Origin of the sequence: Pedobacter cryoconitis, from assembly GCF_014200595.1 — a bacterium.
GTDB classification, from domain to species: Bacteria; Bacteroidota; Bacteroidia; order Sphingobacteriales; family Sphingobacteriaceae; genus Pedobacter; species Pedobacter cryoconitis_C.
In genome coordinates this window covers 668,436-684,965 of record NZ_JACHCG010000001.1, presented here as the reverse complement: position 1 = coordinate 684,965, position 16,530 = coordinate 668,436, and the positions used below count along the sequence as shown (strand labels likewise).

The window sequence follows — 16,530 nt, the reverse complement described above, 5'->3', positions numbered from 1 at the left end:
AATGATCAGCCTTTTTTATTAAAACCCGGTTTCCCGGGAGTATTGGCAACTATTACAGGTAGGTATAGGGCCAAAGATTATTAAGGAGCAACAACCAGATCGTAGCGTTTACCTTGCCACTGTATATACAATGATAATTTTGCACTATCGTAGAATACTTCATTAATCACAATGCCATTGTAAACAATAGTATTCTGAAAAAAGATACTGTTAACTGTAGGTCCCCATTTGGTAGTTTGAGTTTGCACCACTCCCTTATCATCCGTATAAGTCAGTGTAAACGTTCTGTCATTGTCCTGATCGGTCACAATTTTACATTCAGGATTATGTGTAGCATCAATTGCCAGTGTTATCTTTTTCCCCTTAGTCGCAATTGCATAATTAATAAAAGCAGCCTTTACCGCATCAAAGCCTTTATTTTGATAAGCGGTATATTCTGCCTGGGTTGCTTTAATCAAAATCATTGGTGCATGATTAAAGTTTCCATCAAGTTTAATCGTATCAGGTGAAGCACTCACAAAAGAGAACTCAAAGTCTGACTTATACCCTACTCCTACAGTGCCGTTCGAAGGGTCAGACAGGATATGCAATGGAGAATAGGTATCGAAAATCAATGATGGTCTTTGCAAAGCTTTCACTTGATATCCACTGGATCCCGGATCACCAAATGCCGGAGAAATTAATTTCAGTGATGGATCTGCATAGGTTTGCACCTGGTTTTTCTCATCGAACTTAAAGAAGAAACCTCTCCCTCTAAAAAGTCCCGGGAAAATGACTGCTTTCCAGCCATATGGGGCGGCTGTTAGAAAAGCCTGGTTTTTTTGGACTTCTGCCGCTGCCCGCTGCCCCGGTGTATCACCGAAAAGTGAGGCCTCGTCCTTTTTGCTACAGCCAGCTAAACCAGCAATAAGCAGCAATATTGCTATATGAATTAAATGTTTTTTCATCTGTGTACAGGTTATCATTAATTGTTCAGGATATATTTCCGGATATATCAAAATCCGTTCTGCCTTTATTTAATCGCGTTGGCCATAGACTTTTGTACATTCGTCTGCAAACTATAAAAATCAATATTATAGGCTGATTTAAAGTAGGCTACCACAATAGCTTCTTTTTTTCTGATTTTCGCTATTCCGGCTGAATAATCTGGTTTAACGAGATCCTTGATGAAAAAGGCAGCAATTGAAGCCGCAGTGCCATCATAGACTTTATTAATGGCCGGAACGTCTGATATTTTATAGAATTGACCAAATATTGTCCCATAAGATCCGGCAGGATATACAGCCGGGTTTGGAACCGGAGTACCTTGTTTAAGAAAGGTGTTTTCATAATAATTCCTGCCCCAGACAAGCATCCAGGAAACCATCTCTGCAAAATCTTCTTCCGGAGCTTTTCTTGCATATCCTGAGATAAAACCTAATGAAAGTGGATTCACTGGAGAATTATACCATTCCGCAATATAATCAGAGGGAGTTATTTTATTAAAATCAGTAGTATATACCTTTTTCTGGTTAAGGATATGCGTAAATTCATGATGGATTAATTGCGCTAAAGCTTGAACATCAACTGGCTTTTTAGGGTCTATCTTATTGATGTTAGTCAGTAAAATATCAAGGCCACCTTCAGCTACACCGGCAGTAATAGTTCCATCCTTATTCATTTGCGGACTACCTGATAAAATCAACTGCTTAGGAGAATAAGTTTTCATGAACACATCACTCCCGGTTTCGGCATTATATGGATCTACCCATATTTGCTTTAAAGCAGTTGCCGCTGGCAGAACTTTTTCTGTTTGTGGAGGAACCAATGTATACTGCATATTAAATTCTGACTGATCCCATTTATATTTGACCTCTATATTGTAAGGTTTGACCAGCAGATTATAAAGGTCTTTATCCAAAGGTGTGGTTCCTGATACCTCTCCACCAAGGTAATTATCCTGAAGAACCAGCTTCTCACTCTTCTTACAAGAAAATATAGAAATTGCAATCAGTACGAGCAGGAGTAATTTCCCATGTCTGATGTTTATGATAGTTTTCATAATATATTATAATTAAGAATGTTATATTTTATAAATAAATCCGGGTATACTACCTTGGATTTGCTTGTAATCCCCCGGCCGTTTGTGCGGTTTGAGGAATTTGTAATACTCTTCTCAAATCATTAGCAGGCAATAAAAACTGTTTATTATTTTCGTCTACGTGAGCAACAGGCAGGTTATAACGAAGAATATCAAACCATCTCAATCCCTCCTGCATAAACTCAACTCTTTTAAAATCAAGGATGGTATTAATTAATGCTTGTTTAGTGTCTCCGGTTTTATAAAAAGCGGTTGCCTTAGTTTCGCTTATACTATTAGCTGCTGCGTTATAATTGGTGATTCTTGTACTTAAATAAGTATTAAGGTCTGCAAGGGCAGCTGCATTGTTACCTTGCATTACCAGAGCTTCTGCTTTATTAAACAAGACTTCTTCTGCACTTAATAAAGGGACGTAGATATAATTATTACCAATTAATGGAGTTGTATTAATAAAATTGCCACGCCATTTATTAAGCCCCATCATCTCACCACTTGCACCGTACCCTTGTGCCTGATCAGCCCATCTGCCGCCAGTAATATTAGGCTGAGTATAAATTTGCTTCTGGAGCGTTGAATTTAATCCATATCTGTACAATTGCCAGCCGTTATTCCAAATGGAAGCCGTAGTTGCCAGTAACAGGTTAGCCTTTTCAGTAGAACTTGTATAAATCGCTGCTTTTCCAGCATCTGTCAGGGTTAAATAAGTTGAATTCCATGGCCTTAAATAATTACCAATATTAGCTGGAAAGGTAAGGTTTGCCTGTTCAATTACTTTGTCGTATTGTTTTTTAAACAGGTAAAACCGGCTTGCAAAAGCATGGGCAGCAGCCTTTGTAAAGCGGTAAGCTGGAACTTTATATGCATTATCATTTAATAAAGGCATTCCCTCAGTTAAATCCTTCTCAATCATATCATATACGTAGGCCACCGTTTTACGTTCATAAGATTTATACAATGTTTTCTCAGGCTCTGTTACATAGGGAATTCCAAGATCTGTTGCTGCTGTAGCTGGATCATAGGTTTTTGAAAAAAGAGAAACCAGCATAAAATGAGAATATGCCCTTGCAATTAACGCTTCTCCTTTGTAAGCACTGTAATCTGAAGGATTACTAGCGGTGTTAATGGCTTGTAAGGCCTGATTAGCTGCTGCAATCGCACTGTAACAAGCGCCCCAGTAAGTATCAACAGCTCCATCATCCGATGACGAAAAATCTGTAAACCGGTAAGGATTATCATTTAGCAAAGCATTGTTATAAACTGTTTTATAACCACGATCACCCGCATTATCAGTCATCGATTCGCAGAAAGTAATATAATCTTCACTCGGGTAAGCAGAGGTAAGCAGCTGTGATACTTTGTCCGGATTATTAAGCTCGGCTCTGTTATCTGGCGAAGTATCGAGCATTTTTTTGCAACCTGATAAGGATGTGGCACAAATAAGTGTACCTAACATCATTACAGCTATTTTATTATGAATATGTTTTATTTTCATGTCAAGTTTCATCTTTTATAATCCAATTTTTAAAGAAATAATCACCTGCTTTTGTAAAGGCTGGGCTACACCTCCTGCATTAAAGAATTCAGGATCTTGTCCTTCGAGTCTTTTATCAGCAAAAAACAGCATTAAATTAGTACCAGCGGCAGTCAGCGACATATTGTTCATCCCTATAGCACTTGCAAATTTCACCGGTAACTGATAGGTTAATGACACATATTTTAATCTTACAAAACCTCCGTTGGCAACCCTTGCTGAAGAAAGGTTATAATTGTTGTATGGATAATATCCAGAATCCATATTATAATTATTTATAGCATCCAGGATTGAAGGTATATTGGTTTTTGTTTCATCACCTGGCAGCACCCACCTGTTTCTAAATTCTGTCGGCATCGCATCCAGATCTGAGTATTCTGGTTTAAATGCAGCATTTAACCTTACTTTATTGCCAGCCTGATAAACCAGTTGTGCGGTTAACGTGAATGCTTTATAACGAAAAGCATTGGTAAAACCACCCGAATAAGGAGGGTCTACTGGTCCTTCATACTTCAGGTATTTTGTTTCAATATCCTGTAAGTTTACCTTCTGGCTTATTTGTCCCAATTCATTTACGAAAAGAGGAACGCCAGTATTATGATCAAGGCCTTTGAAATCAAGAGAGTACAATGAACCAACAGGGCGTCCAAGCTGATTGGCACCTGCCGGAAGCAACATATCAAAAATAATAGGCTGGTCTTTAGTGTTGGTAATCTTATTGGTTGCATAAGAAAATATAAGGGTAGATCTCCATCCAAAATCTTTTGCCCTGATAATTTCACCAGAAACAGAGAATTCAACTCCATGTGATTTCAAATTGGCATAGTTTCCGGTTTTAACAATCTGCCCGCCAATTCCACTGCTTCTTAAATTTCCGATCAGGTCAAACCCTTTTTTATTATACACATCGGCTGTAATGTTCAGCCTGTTGTTGAAAAATCCAGCATCTACTCCAATATTACCAGAATATTGTTTTTCATAAGTCAGATCTGAGTTCTCCAGGTCTTTGATATTGATACCAGATTCTATTTCTGAAGAATATGGCCTTAAGGTGTTAACAGTCCTTAATACAAGTGCTGAATTGGTCGCATTACCTGTACTTGCAGATAGTCCATAACTTGCTCTTAGTTTTAAGTTACTGATAGTTGTCACATCTTTCAGAAAGGCTTCCTGATCAAGATTCCATGATCCGCCGACACTCCAGGTAGGTAACCATCGTGCCTGAGGCGACTTGCCTAATTGATTTGAACCGTCATATCTGATTGCCGCGGTCAGGTTATATTTCTGGTCAAAAGTATAACCAGCGGTACCAAAAAAGGAGGCGAAACGGTAATAAGTACTACCCATTCCGTAATATTGTCTGTTCTGCTCTACACTTTGTTTAATGATTTTATAGTTCACCAATGGTATTCCACCATTATCATATTGGTAACCAAAACCATTGTTAAAAGCATCTTGTCTATCAGCAGATCTGATTTCCTGACCAACAAGCAGGCTTACATCGTGTTTGCCAAAACTCCTGATATAACTCACATTATTTCTGATGTTATAACTTCCCAATGCGTTATCTGTACGGTTGTATAAACCACCGGCACCCATGACCACTTCTGGTATTGCATTTGGATTATCAGAGTCTTTGTATAGATAAGTGTTCGCATTCGCGATTTGTGAATTGTAATTAGCTCTGTAGGCATTTGCTCTGTTGGAGTTTTCATTCACGAGGTTTTCTTGTGTCGATTTAGCATAGCGTGCCGACCCAAGAAATTCATACTTGAAATAAGGATTTACTTTATAAGTCAGGTTCAGTTGTAATTTCACATCCAGATTCGTCAGTTTAATCTGGTTGTTTTCCAGCTCATTAATGATATTAAAAGGTGCAAAATTCATTCTGAAATACTCCAGGTTACCTTGCGCATCGTAAGGGGTCAGCGCCCGGCTGGTATTGATAGCATAGCTATATGGATTGATATCAAATTCTCTGCTCAGCTTACCAAAATAAGGATCCTGTGTACGATTAATTGTACCTGGTGCCTGTTGCTGTCTGAAAGATGCCGTACTTAATATCCCTCCACTAAGTTTGCTTGAAAAATTATAGGTATTCTGTGAATTGAACGTATAACGTTTTACCTTATCAGCAATAGTCCATCCGTTATCATTGTAAAAACTTACAGAGGTATAATGCTGTGCTTTGTCAGTTCCGCTCGAAATACTAAGTGAATGTTCTTGTGTTAAGGAATTGCGGAACAATAATTTAAACCAATCTGTATTCGCACTGGCATATCTGCTCAGGAACGCATTACGGGCATCAGGGGTATTCTCTAAAAGAAATTGTCCTGTTGCAGGGTCAAGCGTTTGCATATTATTATACATTTTCCCAAATACACCTACATTAGACTTGTTTCCAATATCTTTAAGGTTAAGCATTCCCTTTCCATACATTTCTGAATAGATCGACATTTGATCAGCTGAATTAGAGATATTGAAACCATTATAGCTCGGACGCAGCTGGGAACTGAAATTACCTGTATAATTAATCACTAAATTGCCGATTTTACCTTTTTTAGTGGTGATGACAACCACTCCGTTCATTGCTCTTGCACCATAAAGTGAGGTTGCGGCAACGTCTTTTAAAACATAAATATCTTCGACGTCGTTCATGTTGATCCCTGCTACTGAAGAACCTAAAAGCGTACTCGCATCACCACTTGAAAGCTGATCATTCGTTACATCGACTACATCTTCCAGTGCGATACCATCCACTACCCACAAAGGCTTGTTTGAACCGGTTAATGAAGTAACACCACGAATCCTGATTTTTGGCGCAGAACCAAAAGTACCTGATACGTTCTGAATAGAAACCCCGGCTACTTTACCTTCCAGTGCACGGCCTATATCTAAAGATCCGGTCTGTCTGAGTTCATCGCCTTTTAGTTTTACAGATGAACCGGTGAATTTTTTCTTGTCTAACTGCTGATAACCAGTGATTACCGTTTCTTTCAGGTTCGTTGAGCTCTCTTCCAGTTTAATGGCTAAAACCGGATTATTATCCGATATTCTGACCTCGTGTGGCTTAAATCCGATTTTGGTAAAAACCAGTATCGCCCCTTTCTGGACATTGATAGTAAATTTTCCATCAGGATCTGTTTGCCTGGTATTATTAGTTCCTTTCTCGGTAATGTTCACGCCAAAAACGGTCTCACTCCTTCCATCGTTCTGCGTAAAAGTTACAGATCCCCTGACTATGATCGGGTCTGGAGCACGGTTGGTGAGTGCTTCGATAAAGGATCTTTCTTTTTCTTTAATGACAACAGTCTTATCAACAATCTCATAAGAGAAAGGCTGATCTTTGAAACATAATTTCAATGCTTCATCTAAAGTGCCATTTTGAATCTTTATGTCCACCTTTTTTGCTCTTTCAAGCAGACGTTCATTATAAAAAAACTGGTATCCGCTTTGTTTACCTAAATCATTGAAGATTTCGGGCAATGCGCTGTTTTTCTTATTAAGATTGATCTTTTGGGCTAATCCGGCCGCACTAACGTGCATTAATACCGAGAATAGAAGAACGAAGGTTACCTTCATGGTTCGCCAAATTAGGTTACGGCCCTGCCAATTTTTGGACAGCAGGGGGCAATGAATAATATTATTCATATTTTTGTTTGGATTGGGTTGATGATTAAACTGTTTGCAGAAATTGTTAAAGGGTTGGCCCAGTCATTTCAGAAGCTCCGATCGCCATCGGGGTTTCTGTTTTTCACAGGGTACCCAGTTGTTTAATATAGCCCGTCGTCTCTGTAGATTTTTTTCATGTAAGTTTGGTTATGGTTGATTGATTAGTTGATTATCATTTTTCTGCCTTCGATACTGAATTTAATATCGCTCAGCTGTAATAGCTTGATGAATTTGCCAAGGCTGGCAGTTTTAGGAATTTTCCCTGTAAAGCGGTCAGTTGGTATAGCACCCCTGTAAACAATTTCCAGATCGTACCATTTTGCAGCTTCACTTAATACATCTTGCAGATTAGTACTTTTAAAGTAAAACCAGCCTTCGGTCCAGGCTGTAGCCTGTTCAATGTCAGCAGGTACCATCGTAATGTTATTTGCTTTCTGTAGCGCTTGTTCCCCTGGTTTTAATAAAATGGTATGCGCTGCCCTCTCTTTTCCTTCGGTATAACTTAGTGAAGATACTTTTACTGAACCTTCTATTAAAGTGGTGTTTGTAATGGCATGATCCGCATAACTGCTGATGTTAAAGTGGGTACCTAGTACTTCCACTTCTTGTGCATTTGTTTTAACTTTAAAAGGATGATTTTTGTCTTTCGCCACTTCAAAATAAGCTTCGCCAATAAGTTCAACCCTGCGGTCTTTCTGGAAAGCAAATGATGCAGGGTATTTTAAAGAAGATGCCGCATTGAGTTTGATTTTTGAACCATCCGGTAAAACTACCTGATAGTTTTCTCCGGCAGCAGTGGAAATTGTATTATATACTGAACCCGATGGTGTTGCATTATCCGGCTTTGAAATTACTGTATAGATGAGTTCTCCGCTGCTTGTTTTAGTAATACTTACCCCAGCCTCTTCTGCCAGTTTCCCTTTCACATCATCAGATAAAATGATCTGATGCCCGTTAGCCAGTGTCAGGGTAGCCTTATTTTTCCCTGCTGTAATATGATCAGCTATTTCAAGAGTTTTTGAAAGACTATTTTCTCCTGTCTGCTGTTTGTTTAATAAGTAAACGGAGCCTATAATCAATATCACTGCTGCCGCAGTAAGCTGATACCAGCGTTTAATTGACCTTACAGGTCTTTTTTCAGAAATATGCTCTTCTTCTTCAGTCAGATTTGCACGCTGCAAGGTCCCTGCCCAGATTTCGTCTTTCAAGTGACTGAAATCTTCTTCAGTTTCAGAAAGACTTTGTTTCAGAATTTCTGCACTATACCAGCTTTCTAATAGTTTGATTTCCGTATCTGTAGCCGTGCCCGAATTATATTTACTAAGAAGTGTTAGTGCTTCTTTCTCATTGATCATCATCTGGAGTGCTTATTTATAACAATAACCGCTCAGGATGAATCAGGGGGTAGAGGAATCAGTAATTATCTGAAAATAATTAAAACAATTAAGCTAAAACCTATTTGTTCAATTCTTGGCCGGATAATTTTCAACGCATTCTGTACTTGTTTTTTCACCGTCTGGTCTGATAAATTCAGCTTTTCAGCAATCTCTTTATGGGAAAGATTTTCTTTGCGGCTCAGTTCAAAAATCTCCCGCATTTTTGGTGGCAGACTCTGAATTTCACGTTCAATAATTTTACTGAGTCTTTTTTCATCCAGTTTATCTATGGTATCAGGATCTGTTTCTGAGACAAAAGCAGCAATAGATTTTGCATAGTCGTGGCGGACTTTACTTTTTTCAATACTATTAAGCACCTTATTTCTTGCGGCAGTATATAACAGGCCGCCTAAATTATGATTGGATTTAATTGCTGCTGCATTTATCCAGAGTTTACTGAATATTTCCTGAATAACATCTTTAGCATCATCTTCATCCCTGAGCATCTTATAAACTTGTGCAAATAAAACACTCCAGTACCGATTATAAATTTCAGTAAATGCAAAGCGATCACCAGATTTCAATAATTCAATCAGTTCACTATCTGAATACTCACCATACATGCCCATAAACTATGAATTTATAACAATCAAACAATAATCACAACAAATTTCACCTGAAGGATTCAATTGAAGACCTTTTCTCTTAAAAAATAGCCAACCTTATTTAAACACTATAAGTAAACCTAATTAAAATCTATTAATTAAGAATATTCAGAGAAAAAATAATCCACAACTATAAAAACATTATAAGCAAACAGAATAACTATCCAACGCAAGCGTATTTAGAAAAGTAATCTAAAAAAACGCAACTATATTTTATCCAGATTAATCTTTTTTATACTAAAAATTGCGTCCTAAACTAAAAAAGAAACAACGGAATGTAAAAAATTAAGATAATAGCAAACCGATCACAGTGAATATCAAACAGTACCTCTTTTTTTTGTACCATTGTATAATAAATACACCTTATTTTGAACTACAAAAAGAGTTACCTCCTGCTGGTTCTCCTGGTATCGGCGATTTTCGCTAACGGACAGCAGTTAAAGAAAGTAAAAAGTGTTGCTGCCTGGAAAATAAGTTATGCACTGGACTTCGGTCAGCCGCAGCAAAAAGAGGCTTCTTCAAAAAAAGATCAGGGAGAACTGGCCATGATGGAACTTGCCATGTCTCTATCCGGATCTTCGGATAACAGCCCCCCTCTCATTTGTTACCTGAGCCCCGAGTATATCAGGGTTGAGCAAAGAGGCTTAGGCGGAGGAATCACGATAGCCGACAAAAGAGATACTGTAAGTTATTTATTGGATACTGTGGCCAAAACGGCTATCAAATATCCGGCTGCCATGCCTAATATACAAACTGCCATGGCAGGAGATTCTATGATGGTGATCAGTTCTGCCGACTTTGTGATGCAGTTGAAAGAAGGTACGCTGGTGATTGCAGGAAAAGCTTGTAAAAAAGCAGTCTTTGTTAATCCTCATTCTCCGGAAAATGTAATTACCGTTTGGTATGCACCTGAACTTCCCCGTTTATATTGGCAGCAGTATAGTTATTTAAAAAGTGTACCGGGCTGTGCATTAGCCATCGGAACCTTATCCAGAGGCCTGAACATCGGCATTAAAGCAAACCTGATCGAACAGGTGGCTTTAGCGGAGAGCTTTTTCATCCCGCCGCCAACTTATACAATTAATGAAGAAATGTCTTATTAAAACTGACCATGCGTAAATTATTGATTTGTATTTTATCTGCCGTGCTTTTATTTTTTCAGGCCAGAGCACAGGAAAATATTCAATTAAAATCTGGTGACCTGATTTTCCAGAATTTAGACTGTGGCCCTTTATGTGACGCAATTAATGCAGTAACTCAAGGTTATCAGGGAAATAAATTCAGTCATATGGGAATGGTTTTGCTGAGAAATGATAGTGTTCTGATCATTGAAGCCTCAGGCAAAAACGTGCATCTTACACCACTCAAAACCTTTTTGTCCAAATCGGCACATCCGCATTACGTGGGAAGATTGAAACCTGCTTATCAAAAACTCATTCCAACAGCACTGGCATTTTCAATGGCACAGATGGGTGTATTGTATGATGATCAGTACTTATATAATAATGGAAAATACTATTGCTCTGAATTGATATACGATGCATTCAAGGCAGCCAACAAGAATAAGCCTTTTTTCAAATTATTCCCGATGACCTATAAAGAACCAGGATCAGGTGCTTATTTTCCGGTATGGAAAGTGTACTTTGAACACTTAAACATGGAAGTTCCTGAAGGTAAACCCGGATGTAACCCAGGCGGCATATCTTTATCTGATAAAATTGATATTTTAGGGCAATATAAATAACTGTATAAATTAGCCAAAAAGTCATAGAGATATCAAATTAACCGCTAAATTCACGTTTAAATATGCTTTATTGAGTTTTTCATGAATTATGCCCGATAATTGGACATTCTTATTGGGTTTCTGGTTTTATATGGCTGGAAATTTGTTAATTTGAGTCGTCAAACATCGGCAGCAAGGCATTAAAAGCAATATTCATAAAAAAAGAAATATGGCCAACAACGAGCAAGAAAAAGAGAGTACCAATATTTTATCAATTGATATTGGCGGGACCGGTATCAAGGCCTGTATCTTAAAAGAAAATGGCGAACTATTCTCTGAATATACAAAACTGCCAACACCCAAGGATTCTACTCCTGAAAATGTAATTAAAGTTATTCATGAATTGGTTGCCCCGCTTACCCCTTATAGTAAAATAGCAATCGGTTTTCCGGGCTATGTAAAATGTGGTATCGTGGAAACGGCCCCCAACTTAGCGAAAAACCAATGGGCAGGTTATCCGCTTGCACAGCATATCAGTGATAGTTTAGGCAAACCTGTCCGGTTAATTAATGATGCAGATCAACAGGCACTGGGCATTATATCAGGTAAAGGTTTCGAAATCGTACTTACTTTAGGTACAGGTTTTGGTACGGCCTTAACTTTTGACGGAGAATTACTTCCGCACCTTGAGCTTTCTCATCTTCCAGTAACAAAAAACAAGGATTATGATGATTATATCGGTGAGAAAGCTTTCCAGAAAGAGGGCGACAAGAAATGGAACGAAAGACTAAAACGAATTATAGAAATTTATAAAACAGTGTTTAACTATGATGTTCTTTATCTTGGAGGCGGAAATTCTAAACACATCAATTTTGAACTGGAGCACAATATCCACCTTGTTTCTAACAGGGATGGCATAAAAGGCGGTGCAAAATTATGGGCTGCTCAGGAAAAATATCACGTTTTCACTACCTATCCAAAATCAAATACAACAAATGGAAAGTAAATTCACATTAGGAATGATAGGCCTTGGTACAATGGGCCGCAATTTATTGCTGAACATGGCCGATAAAGGCTTTGCAGTAACAGGTTATGATAAGGATCCGAAAATGATCCAGAAACTTAAGGAAGATGGTGCAAAACACAATCTTACGGCCTACAGCTCATTAGAAGATTTTATTGGAAGTCTGGAGTTACCAAGAAGGATTATGCTTCTTGTACCGGCAGGACCAATTGTTGACAGTGTCATTCAGGAACTTTTGCCTTTACTGGATAAAGGTGACATTATTATTGATAGTGGAAACTCTCATTTCACAGATACCAGCAAAAGAGCAGCTGACCTTTCTGGTCAGGGAATGCACTTTTTCGGCATGGGAATTTCTGGTGGTGAAGAAGGTGCACGTTTTGGCCCAAGCATTATGCCAGGTGGTGATAAAACTGCTTATGGGGAAATGAAAGAGATTCTTGAAGCTGTTTCTGCTAAAGTAAATGGCGATCCATGTGTGGCTTATATTGGCCCCGGAGCTTCAGGGCACTTTGTGAAAATGGTACACAATGGTATCGAATATGCCATGATGCAGTTATTGGCTGAGGCTTATGATATTATGAAAAATGCGCTTGAATATTCAAATGAGCAGATTCATGATGTATTTGAGCAGTGGAACAATGGCCGTTTGCAGTCTTTCTTATTAGAAGTGACTAAAGATATTTTTGCTTTCAAGGATGAAAAAACAGGTGGTTACCTGGTTGACTATATCAAAGATGAAGCGAAGTCTAAAGGTACTGGAAAATGGACATCACAAGTGTCGATGGACTTGCAATTACCAATTCCTTCTATCAATGAGGCGGTAAGTACAAGAGATTTATCGAAATTCAAAAGCTTACGTACTGCATTATCTAAAACTTATACTCAGGGCAAATATGCTGTTGGAGATAAAGATAAATTTATTGTTGAGCTGGAACAGGCTTTATATTTCGCTGTAATTTCTTCTTATGCGCAAGGCCTTCATTTATTATGGCAGGCGTCTATCACTTATGAATATGAACTGAATTTACATGAAATCGCACAAATCTGGCGTGGTGGATGTATCATCAGAGCTGAATTCTTAGAGGATATTTACCAGGCTTATAAAAAACAACCAGACCTGGAGCATCTTTATGCTGATGCGGGTATCGCAAAAAAATTAGAAGAAATCCTTCCGGGAATGAGATCTGTAGTTAGCCACACGGTATTAACAGGATTAGCTGTTCCTGCATTTGCTTCTGCCCTGACCTACTTTGATTCGTTAAAAACAGAAAGAATGCCTTCTAATTTAATTCAGGCACAAAGAGACTTTTTTGGTGCACACCAGTTTGAACGTACTGATGCAGAAGGAACGTTTCATGCTATCTGGAATCCAGTAAAATCGTAATATAAAAGAAATGAAACCTGAATGAGCTTACAAAAGCTATGCTAAGCTCATTCAAGCTTCATCACCGGTAAATAAAATATGCACTAATGAAAACAAGTCAATGCCTTAACCCAACCGTTTTTGTCATCTTTGGTGGCACTGGGGATTTAAATATGCGCAAACTTGCGCCAGCACTTTATAACTTGTATTCTGATGGCTATATGCCTAAAGATTATGCAATCATCGGAACAGCGAGAAGCAAGCTCACTGATGTACAGTTCCGTAACACTATTATGGAGGGGGTAAATAGTTTCTCCCGTGCCGGTAAGGTTAAAAAGGAAAAATGGGATGGTTTTGCAGAAAATGTATACTACAATCCTGTAGATGTATCTGCTCCTGAAACTTTTCAGGACCTTAAAACAAGTATTGAAAAGCTTAAGAAAAAATTCGGGCCTAAAACGCAGGTGATTTATTACCTGGCAGTAGCACCAAATTTATTCCCTTTAATCGCAGAATGTATTGCTAAATATGATCTTGCCGGGAATGAAGAAAATTGCCGTATCGTAATCGAAAAACCTTTTGGCCGTGATTTAGAAACTGCAAAAGAATTAAATAAACTGTTAACCGGAATTTTTACGGAGAAACAGATCTACAGAATTGACCATTATCTGGGTAAGGAAACTGTTCAGAATATTATGGCTTTCCGTTTTGCCAATTCATTCCTTGAACCACTTTGGAACCGTACTTATATTGATCACGTACAGATTTCTGTAACAGAGCAGTTAGGTGTTGGAGATCGTGGTGGTTATTATGATGGCGCTGGTGCTTTAAGAGATATGATCCAGAATCATATTTTACAGCTTCTTTGTTTAATCGGTATGGAAACGCCTATCAATTTTGATGCTGATGAAATCAGAAATAAAAAAGTTGATGTTTTAAAAGCTATGCGTCCTTTTGGACCTGATGATATCCGTATGAGCACTGTTCGCGGACAGTATTCTAAAGGATGGGTTGAGGGTAAAGAAGTTCCTGGTTACCGCTCTGAAAAAGATGTGGCACCTCAATCCAATACGGAAACTTTTGCGGCAGCCAAATTCTTTGTGGACAACTGGCGCTGGCAGGGAATTCCTTTCTATGTACGTACAGGTAAACGCCTGTTCCAGACTTCTTCTCTGATTACGATACAGTTTAAGGATGTTCCTCACCAGGTTTTCCCTGCGGGTGTAACTGAACACTGGCAGCAAAACAGGTTGATTATCAGTATTCAGCCAGAAATGAGTATCCGTTTACAAGTACAGGCAAAAAGACCTGGACTGGACATGGTATTGAATCCTGTAGACATGGTTTTTGATTATAAAGGGACTTATAGTGCTGAAGCACCAGAGGCTTACGAGACTTTATTACTGGATGTAATGATCGCAGATCAGACGCAATTTATGCGCGCAGATCAGGTAGAAAGTGCGTGGGAATTATTAATGCCTGTAATCAATGCATGGGAAAGTAAAACTTCATTAAGTTTCCCTAATTACCCTGCTGATTCATGGGGTCCTGAAGATGCTGAAGCGCTGATTGCCAGGGACGGTTTCCACTGGTTCACCTTACCTTTAAAAAATAAAGACTAGCATGAACTTACTGATATATAAAACAAAAAGTGAACTGCTGAAAGATTTAGCAGATTACGTGATCGCAATTGCAGAAAAGGCGATTGCAGAAAAGGATTGTTTTAATTTTGTGCTTACCGGCGGTAATTCTCCTAAAGAATTATATGAAATGCTTTCGACAACCTACCGTGAAAAGTTAGATTGGTCAAAGGTATTTTTCTTCATCGGCGATGAACGTAATGTTCCACCCGGACATGAAAGCTACAATGGCTTAATGGCAAATAAATCAATATTATCTCCTTTAAATATTGCTGCTGATCATATCTTTTTTGTAGATACGACATTAGCTCCTGAAAAGGCTGCAATTGAATATGCTAAAGCAATTACTACTCATTTTGGTGGTGCTGACCTTGCTTTTGACCTGATTTTACTAGGGATGGGTGATGATGGGCATACGGCTTCATTGTTCCCTGGCACTGATATTTTAGGCAGTAAAGAAGTAACAGTGGAGAGTGTGTATGTGGAGAAATTAGCAACTTATAGGATCAGTTTCACAGCGCCATTGATCAATAAGGCCAAAAATGTAGCCTTCCTTGTATTTGGTGAAGCTAAAGCTGATGCGCTGAAACATGTCATTGAAGACGAACCTAAGACTCCTGAATTGTATCCGTCACAATTGATTGATCCGATTGACGGCAGCCTGACCTGGTTTCTGGATAGTGATGCAGCAAAATTGCTGGATAACTAAACACAGATTTCATATAGAAATCCCTGTTCTATTAATTTGGAACAGGGATTTTTTATGGAATTTCGTCAATGGTTTTGTACGCATTGCTGAAATGGATAAAAAGACAGAAAGTGGCTTGACATGCTTTAAAGATGGTATCGCAATTTGCGATACCATCTTTAAAGCATGTCAAGCCACTTTTACGAAAAACAACCGGAATAATCACTGCTGCTTTTTAGTCTTAAAACCGATCAATGTTCTTGGCTGTTCATCTTTCTCTATAAACTTACTCAGATAGGTAAAAAGAACTTCAATTTTCTCATCTTGTTTATAAAGCCGCTTCTCCACTTCCTGTACTAATAAGGAAATATCCTTATGCAAGAGAATGGTTTCTCTCAGCTTCACAAAGACCTCTATAATACGAATGCTCATCTGTATCGGCTTCTCCCCCTTAAGAACATTCGACAACATAAGCACCCCATGTTCAGTAAAAGCATAAGGTAATATTCCTCCCAGCTGCTGTCTGGAAGGTATCGCAAATTGCGATAGCATGTTTTCAGTCTCCTGAATGGTTAACTGAAACATAAAATTTAATGGAAACCGATCCAGGTTACGCTTCACCTGTTCCCTTAAGCGAATAGGTTTAACGCCATAAAGTTCAGCCAGATCTTTATCCAGCATAACTTTCTGTTCCCTGATCAGGTATATTTTATTCATCACAACTTCATCTATCATATCGCCACATTATCTCACTAAGATAATTTA

The 16,530-nt window shown here is 38.5% G+C and carries 13 protein-coding genes; 6 read left to right on the top strand and 7 right to left on the bottom strand.

The annotated features are described in order from the left end of the window. Positions 1-80: 80 nt before the first annotated feature. From HDE70_RS03125 to HDE70_RS03100, 6 genes are all read right to left on the bottom strand, one after another. The gene (locus tag HDE70_RS03125) at positions 81-947 is read right to left on the bottom strand and encodes a DUF4302 domain-containing protein (protein WP_183865240.1); all 867 of its coding nucleotides are present in this window, start codon (positions 945-947) and stop codon (positions 81-83) included. Positions 948-1,012: 65 nt separating this feature from the next. Then, positions 1,013-2,041 (bottom strand): substrate import-associated zinc metallohydrolase lipoprotein, encoded by a 1,029-nt coding sequence (locus tag HDE70_RS03120; protein WP_183887954.1) that lies wholly within the window; start codon positions 2,039-2,041, stop codon positions 1,013-1,015. Positions 2,042-2,090: 49 nt separating this feature from the next. Then, positions 2,091-3,572 carry a RagB/SusD family nutrient uptake outer membrane protein gene (locus HDE70_RS03115; protein ID WP_221270507.1) on the bottom strand — a complete coding sequence of 494 codons (1,482 nt, stop codon included), beginning with the start codon at positions 3,570-3,572 and terminating at the stop codon, positions 2,091-2,093. A 15-nt stretch (positions 3,573-3,587) separates the two neighbouring features. Beyond that, complete coding sequence (locus HDE70_RS03110) at positions 3,588-7,193, bottom strand: SusC/RagA family TonB-linked outer membrane protein (protein WP_183865238.1); 3,606 nt, start codon at positions 7,191-7,193, stop codon at positions 3,588-3,590. A gap of 251 nt (positions 7,194-7,444) precedes the next feature. Beyond that, complete coding sequence (locus HDE70_RS03105) at positions 7,445-8,641, bottom strand: FecR family protein (RefSeq protein WP_183865237.1); 1,197 nt, start codon at positions 8,639-8,641, stop codon at positions 7,445-7,447. Positions 8,642-8,703: 62 nt separating this feature from the next. Further along, entirely contained in the window at positions 8,704-9,288 is a 585-nt protein-coding gene (locus HDE70_RS03100) for an RNA polymerase sigma factor (RefSeq protein WP_183865236.1), read from the bottom strand. Between the two features lie 404 nt (positions 9,289-9,692). On the opposite strand from HDE70_RS03100, the gene HDE70_RS03095 reads away from it, so the two are divergent. The 6 genes from HDE70_RS03095 (at position 9,693) to pgl (ending at position 15,786) form a co-directional block, all read left to right on the top strand. Further along, positions 9,693-10,427, top strand: a complete 735-nt coding sequence (locus HDE70_RS03095) for a hypothetical protein (protein WP_183887953.1) — start codon at positions 9,693-9,695, stop codon at positions 10,425-10,427. A gap of 8 nt (positions 10,428-10,435) precedes the next feature. Continuing rightward, positions 10,436-11,068 carry a YiiX/YebB-like N1pC/P60 family cysteine hydrolase gene (locus HDE70_RS03090; protein ID WP_183865234.1) on the top strand — a complete coding sequence of 211 codons (633 nt, stop codon included), beginning with the start codon at positions 10,436-10,438 and terminating at the stop codon, positions 11,066-11,068. Positions 11,069-11,276: 208 nt separating this feature from the next. Next, positions 11,277-12,053, top strand: a complete 777-nt coding sequence (locus HDE70_RS03085; protein WP_183865233.1) for an ROK family protein — start codon at positions 11,277-11,279, stop codon at positions 12,051-12,053. Continuing rightward, a complete protein-coding gene (gene gndA / locus HDE70_RS03080) occupies positions 12,043-13,458 on the top strand; it encodes an NADP-dependent phosphogluconate dehydrogenase (protein WP_183865231.1) in 1,416 nt (471 codons plus the stop codon). The genes HDE70_RS03085 and gndA overlap by 11 nt, the downstream gene beginning before the upstream one ends. A gap of 86 nt (positions 13,459-13,544) precedes the next feature. Continuing rightward, the gene (gene zwf, locus HDE70_RS03075; RefSeq protein ID WP_183865229.1) at positions 13,545-15,059 is read left to right on the top strand and encodes a glucose-6-phosphate dehydrogenase; all 1,515 of its coding nucleotides are present in this window, start codon (positions 13,545-13,547) and stop codon (positions 15,057-15,059) included. A 1-nt stretch (position 15,060) separates the two neighbouring features. Beyond that, the gene (gene pgl, locus HDE70_RS03070) at positions 15,061-15,786 is read left to right on the top strand and encodes a 6-phosphogluconolactonase (RefSeq protein ID WP_183865227.1); all 726 of its coding nucleotides are present in this window, start codon (positions 15,061-15,063) and stop codon (positions 15,784-15,786) included. Positions 15,787-15,987: 201 nt separating this feature from the next. Here pgl and HDE70_RS03065 read toward each other — a convergent pair whose 3' ends face one another. Then, the gene (locus HDE70_RS03065; protein WP_260159905.1) at positions 15,988-16,500 is read right to left on the bottom strand and encodes an ORF6N domain-containing protein; all 513 of its coding nucleotides are present in this window, start codon (positions 16,498-16,500) and stop codon (positions 15,988-15,990) included. Positions 16,501-16,530 lie beyond the last annotated feature (30 nt).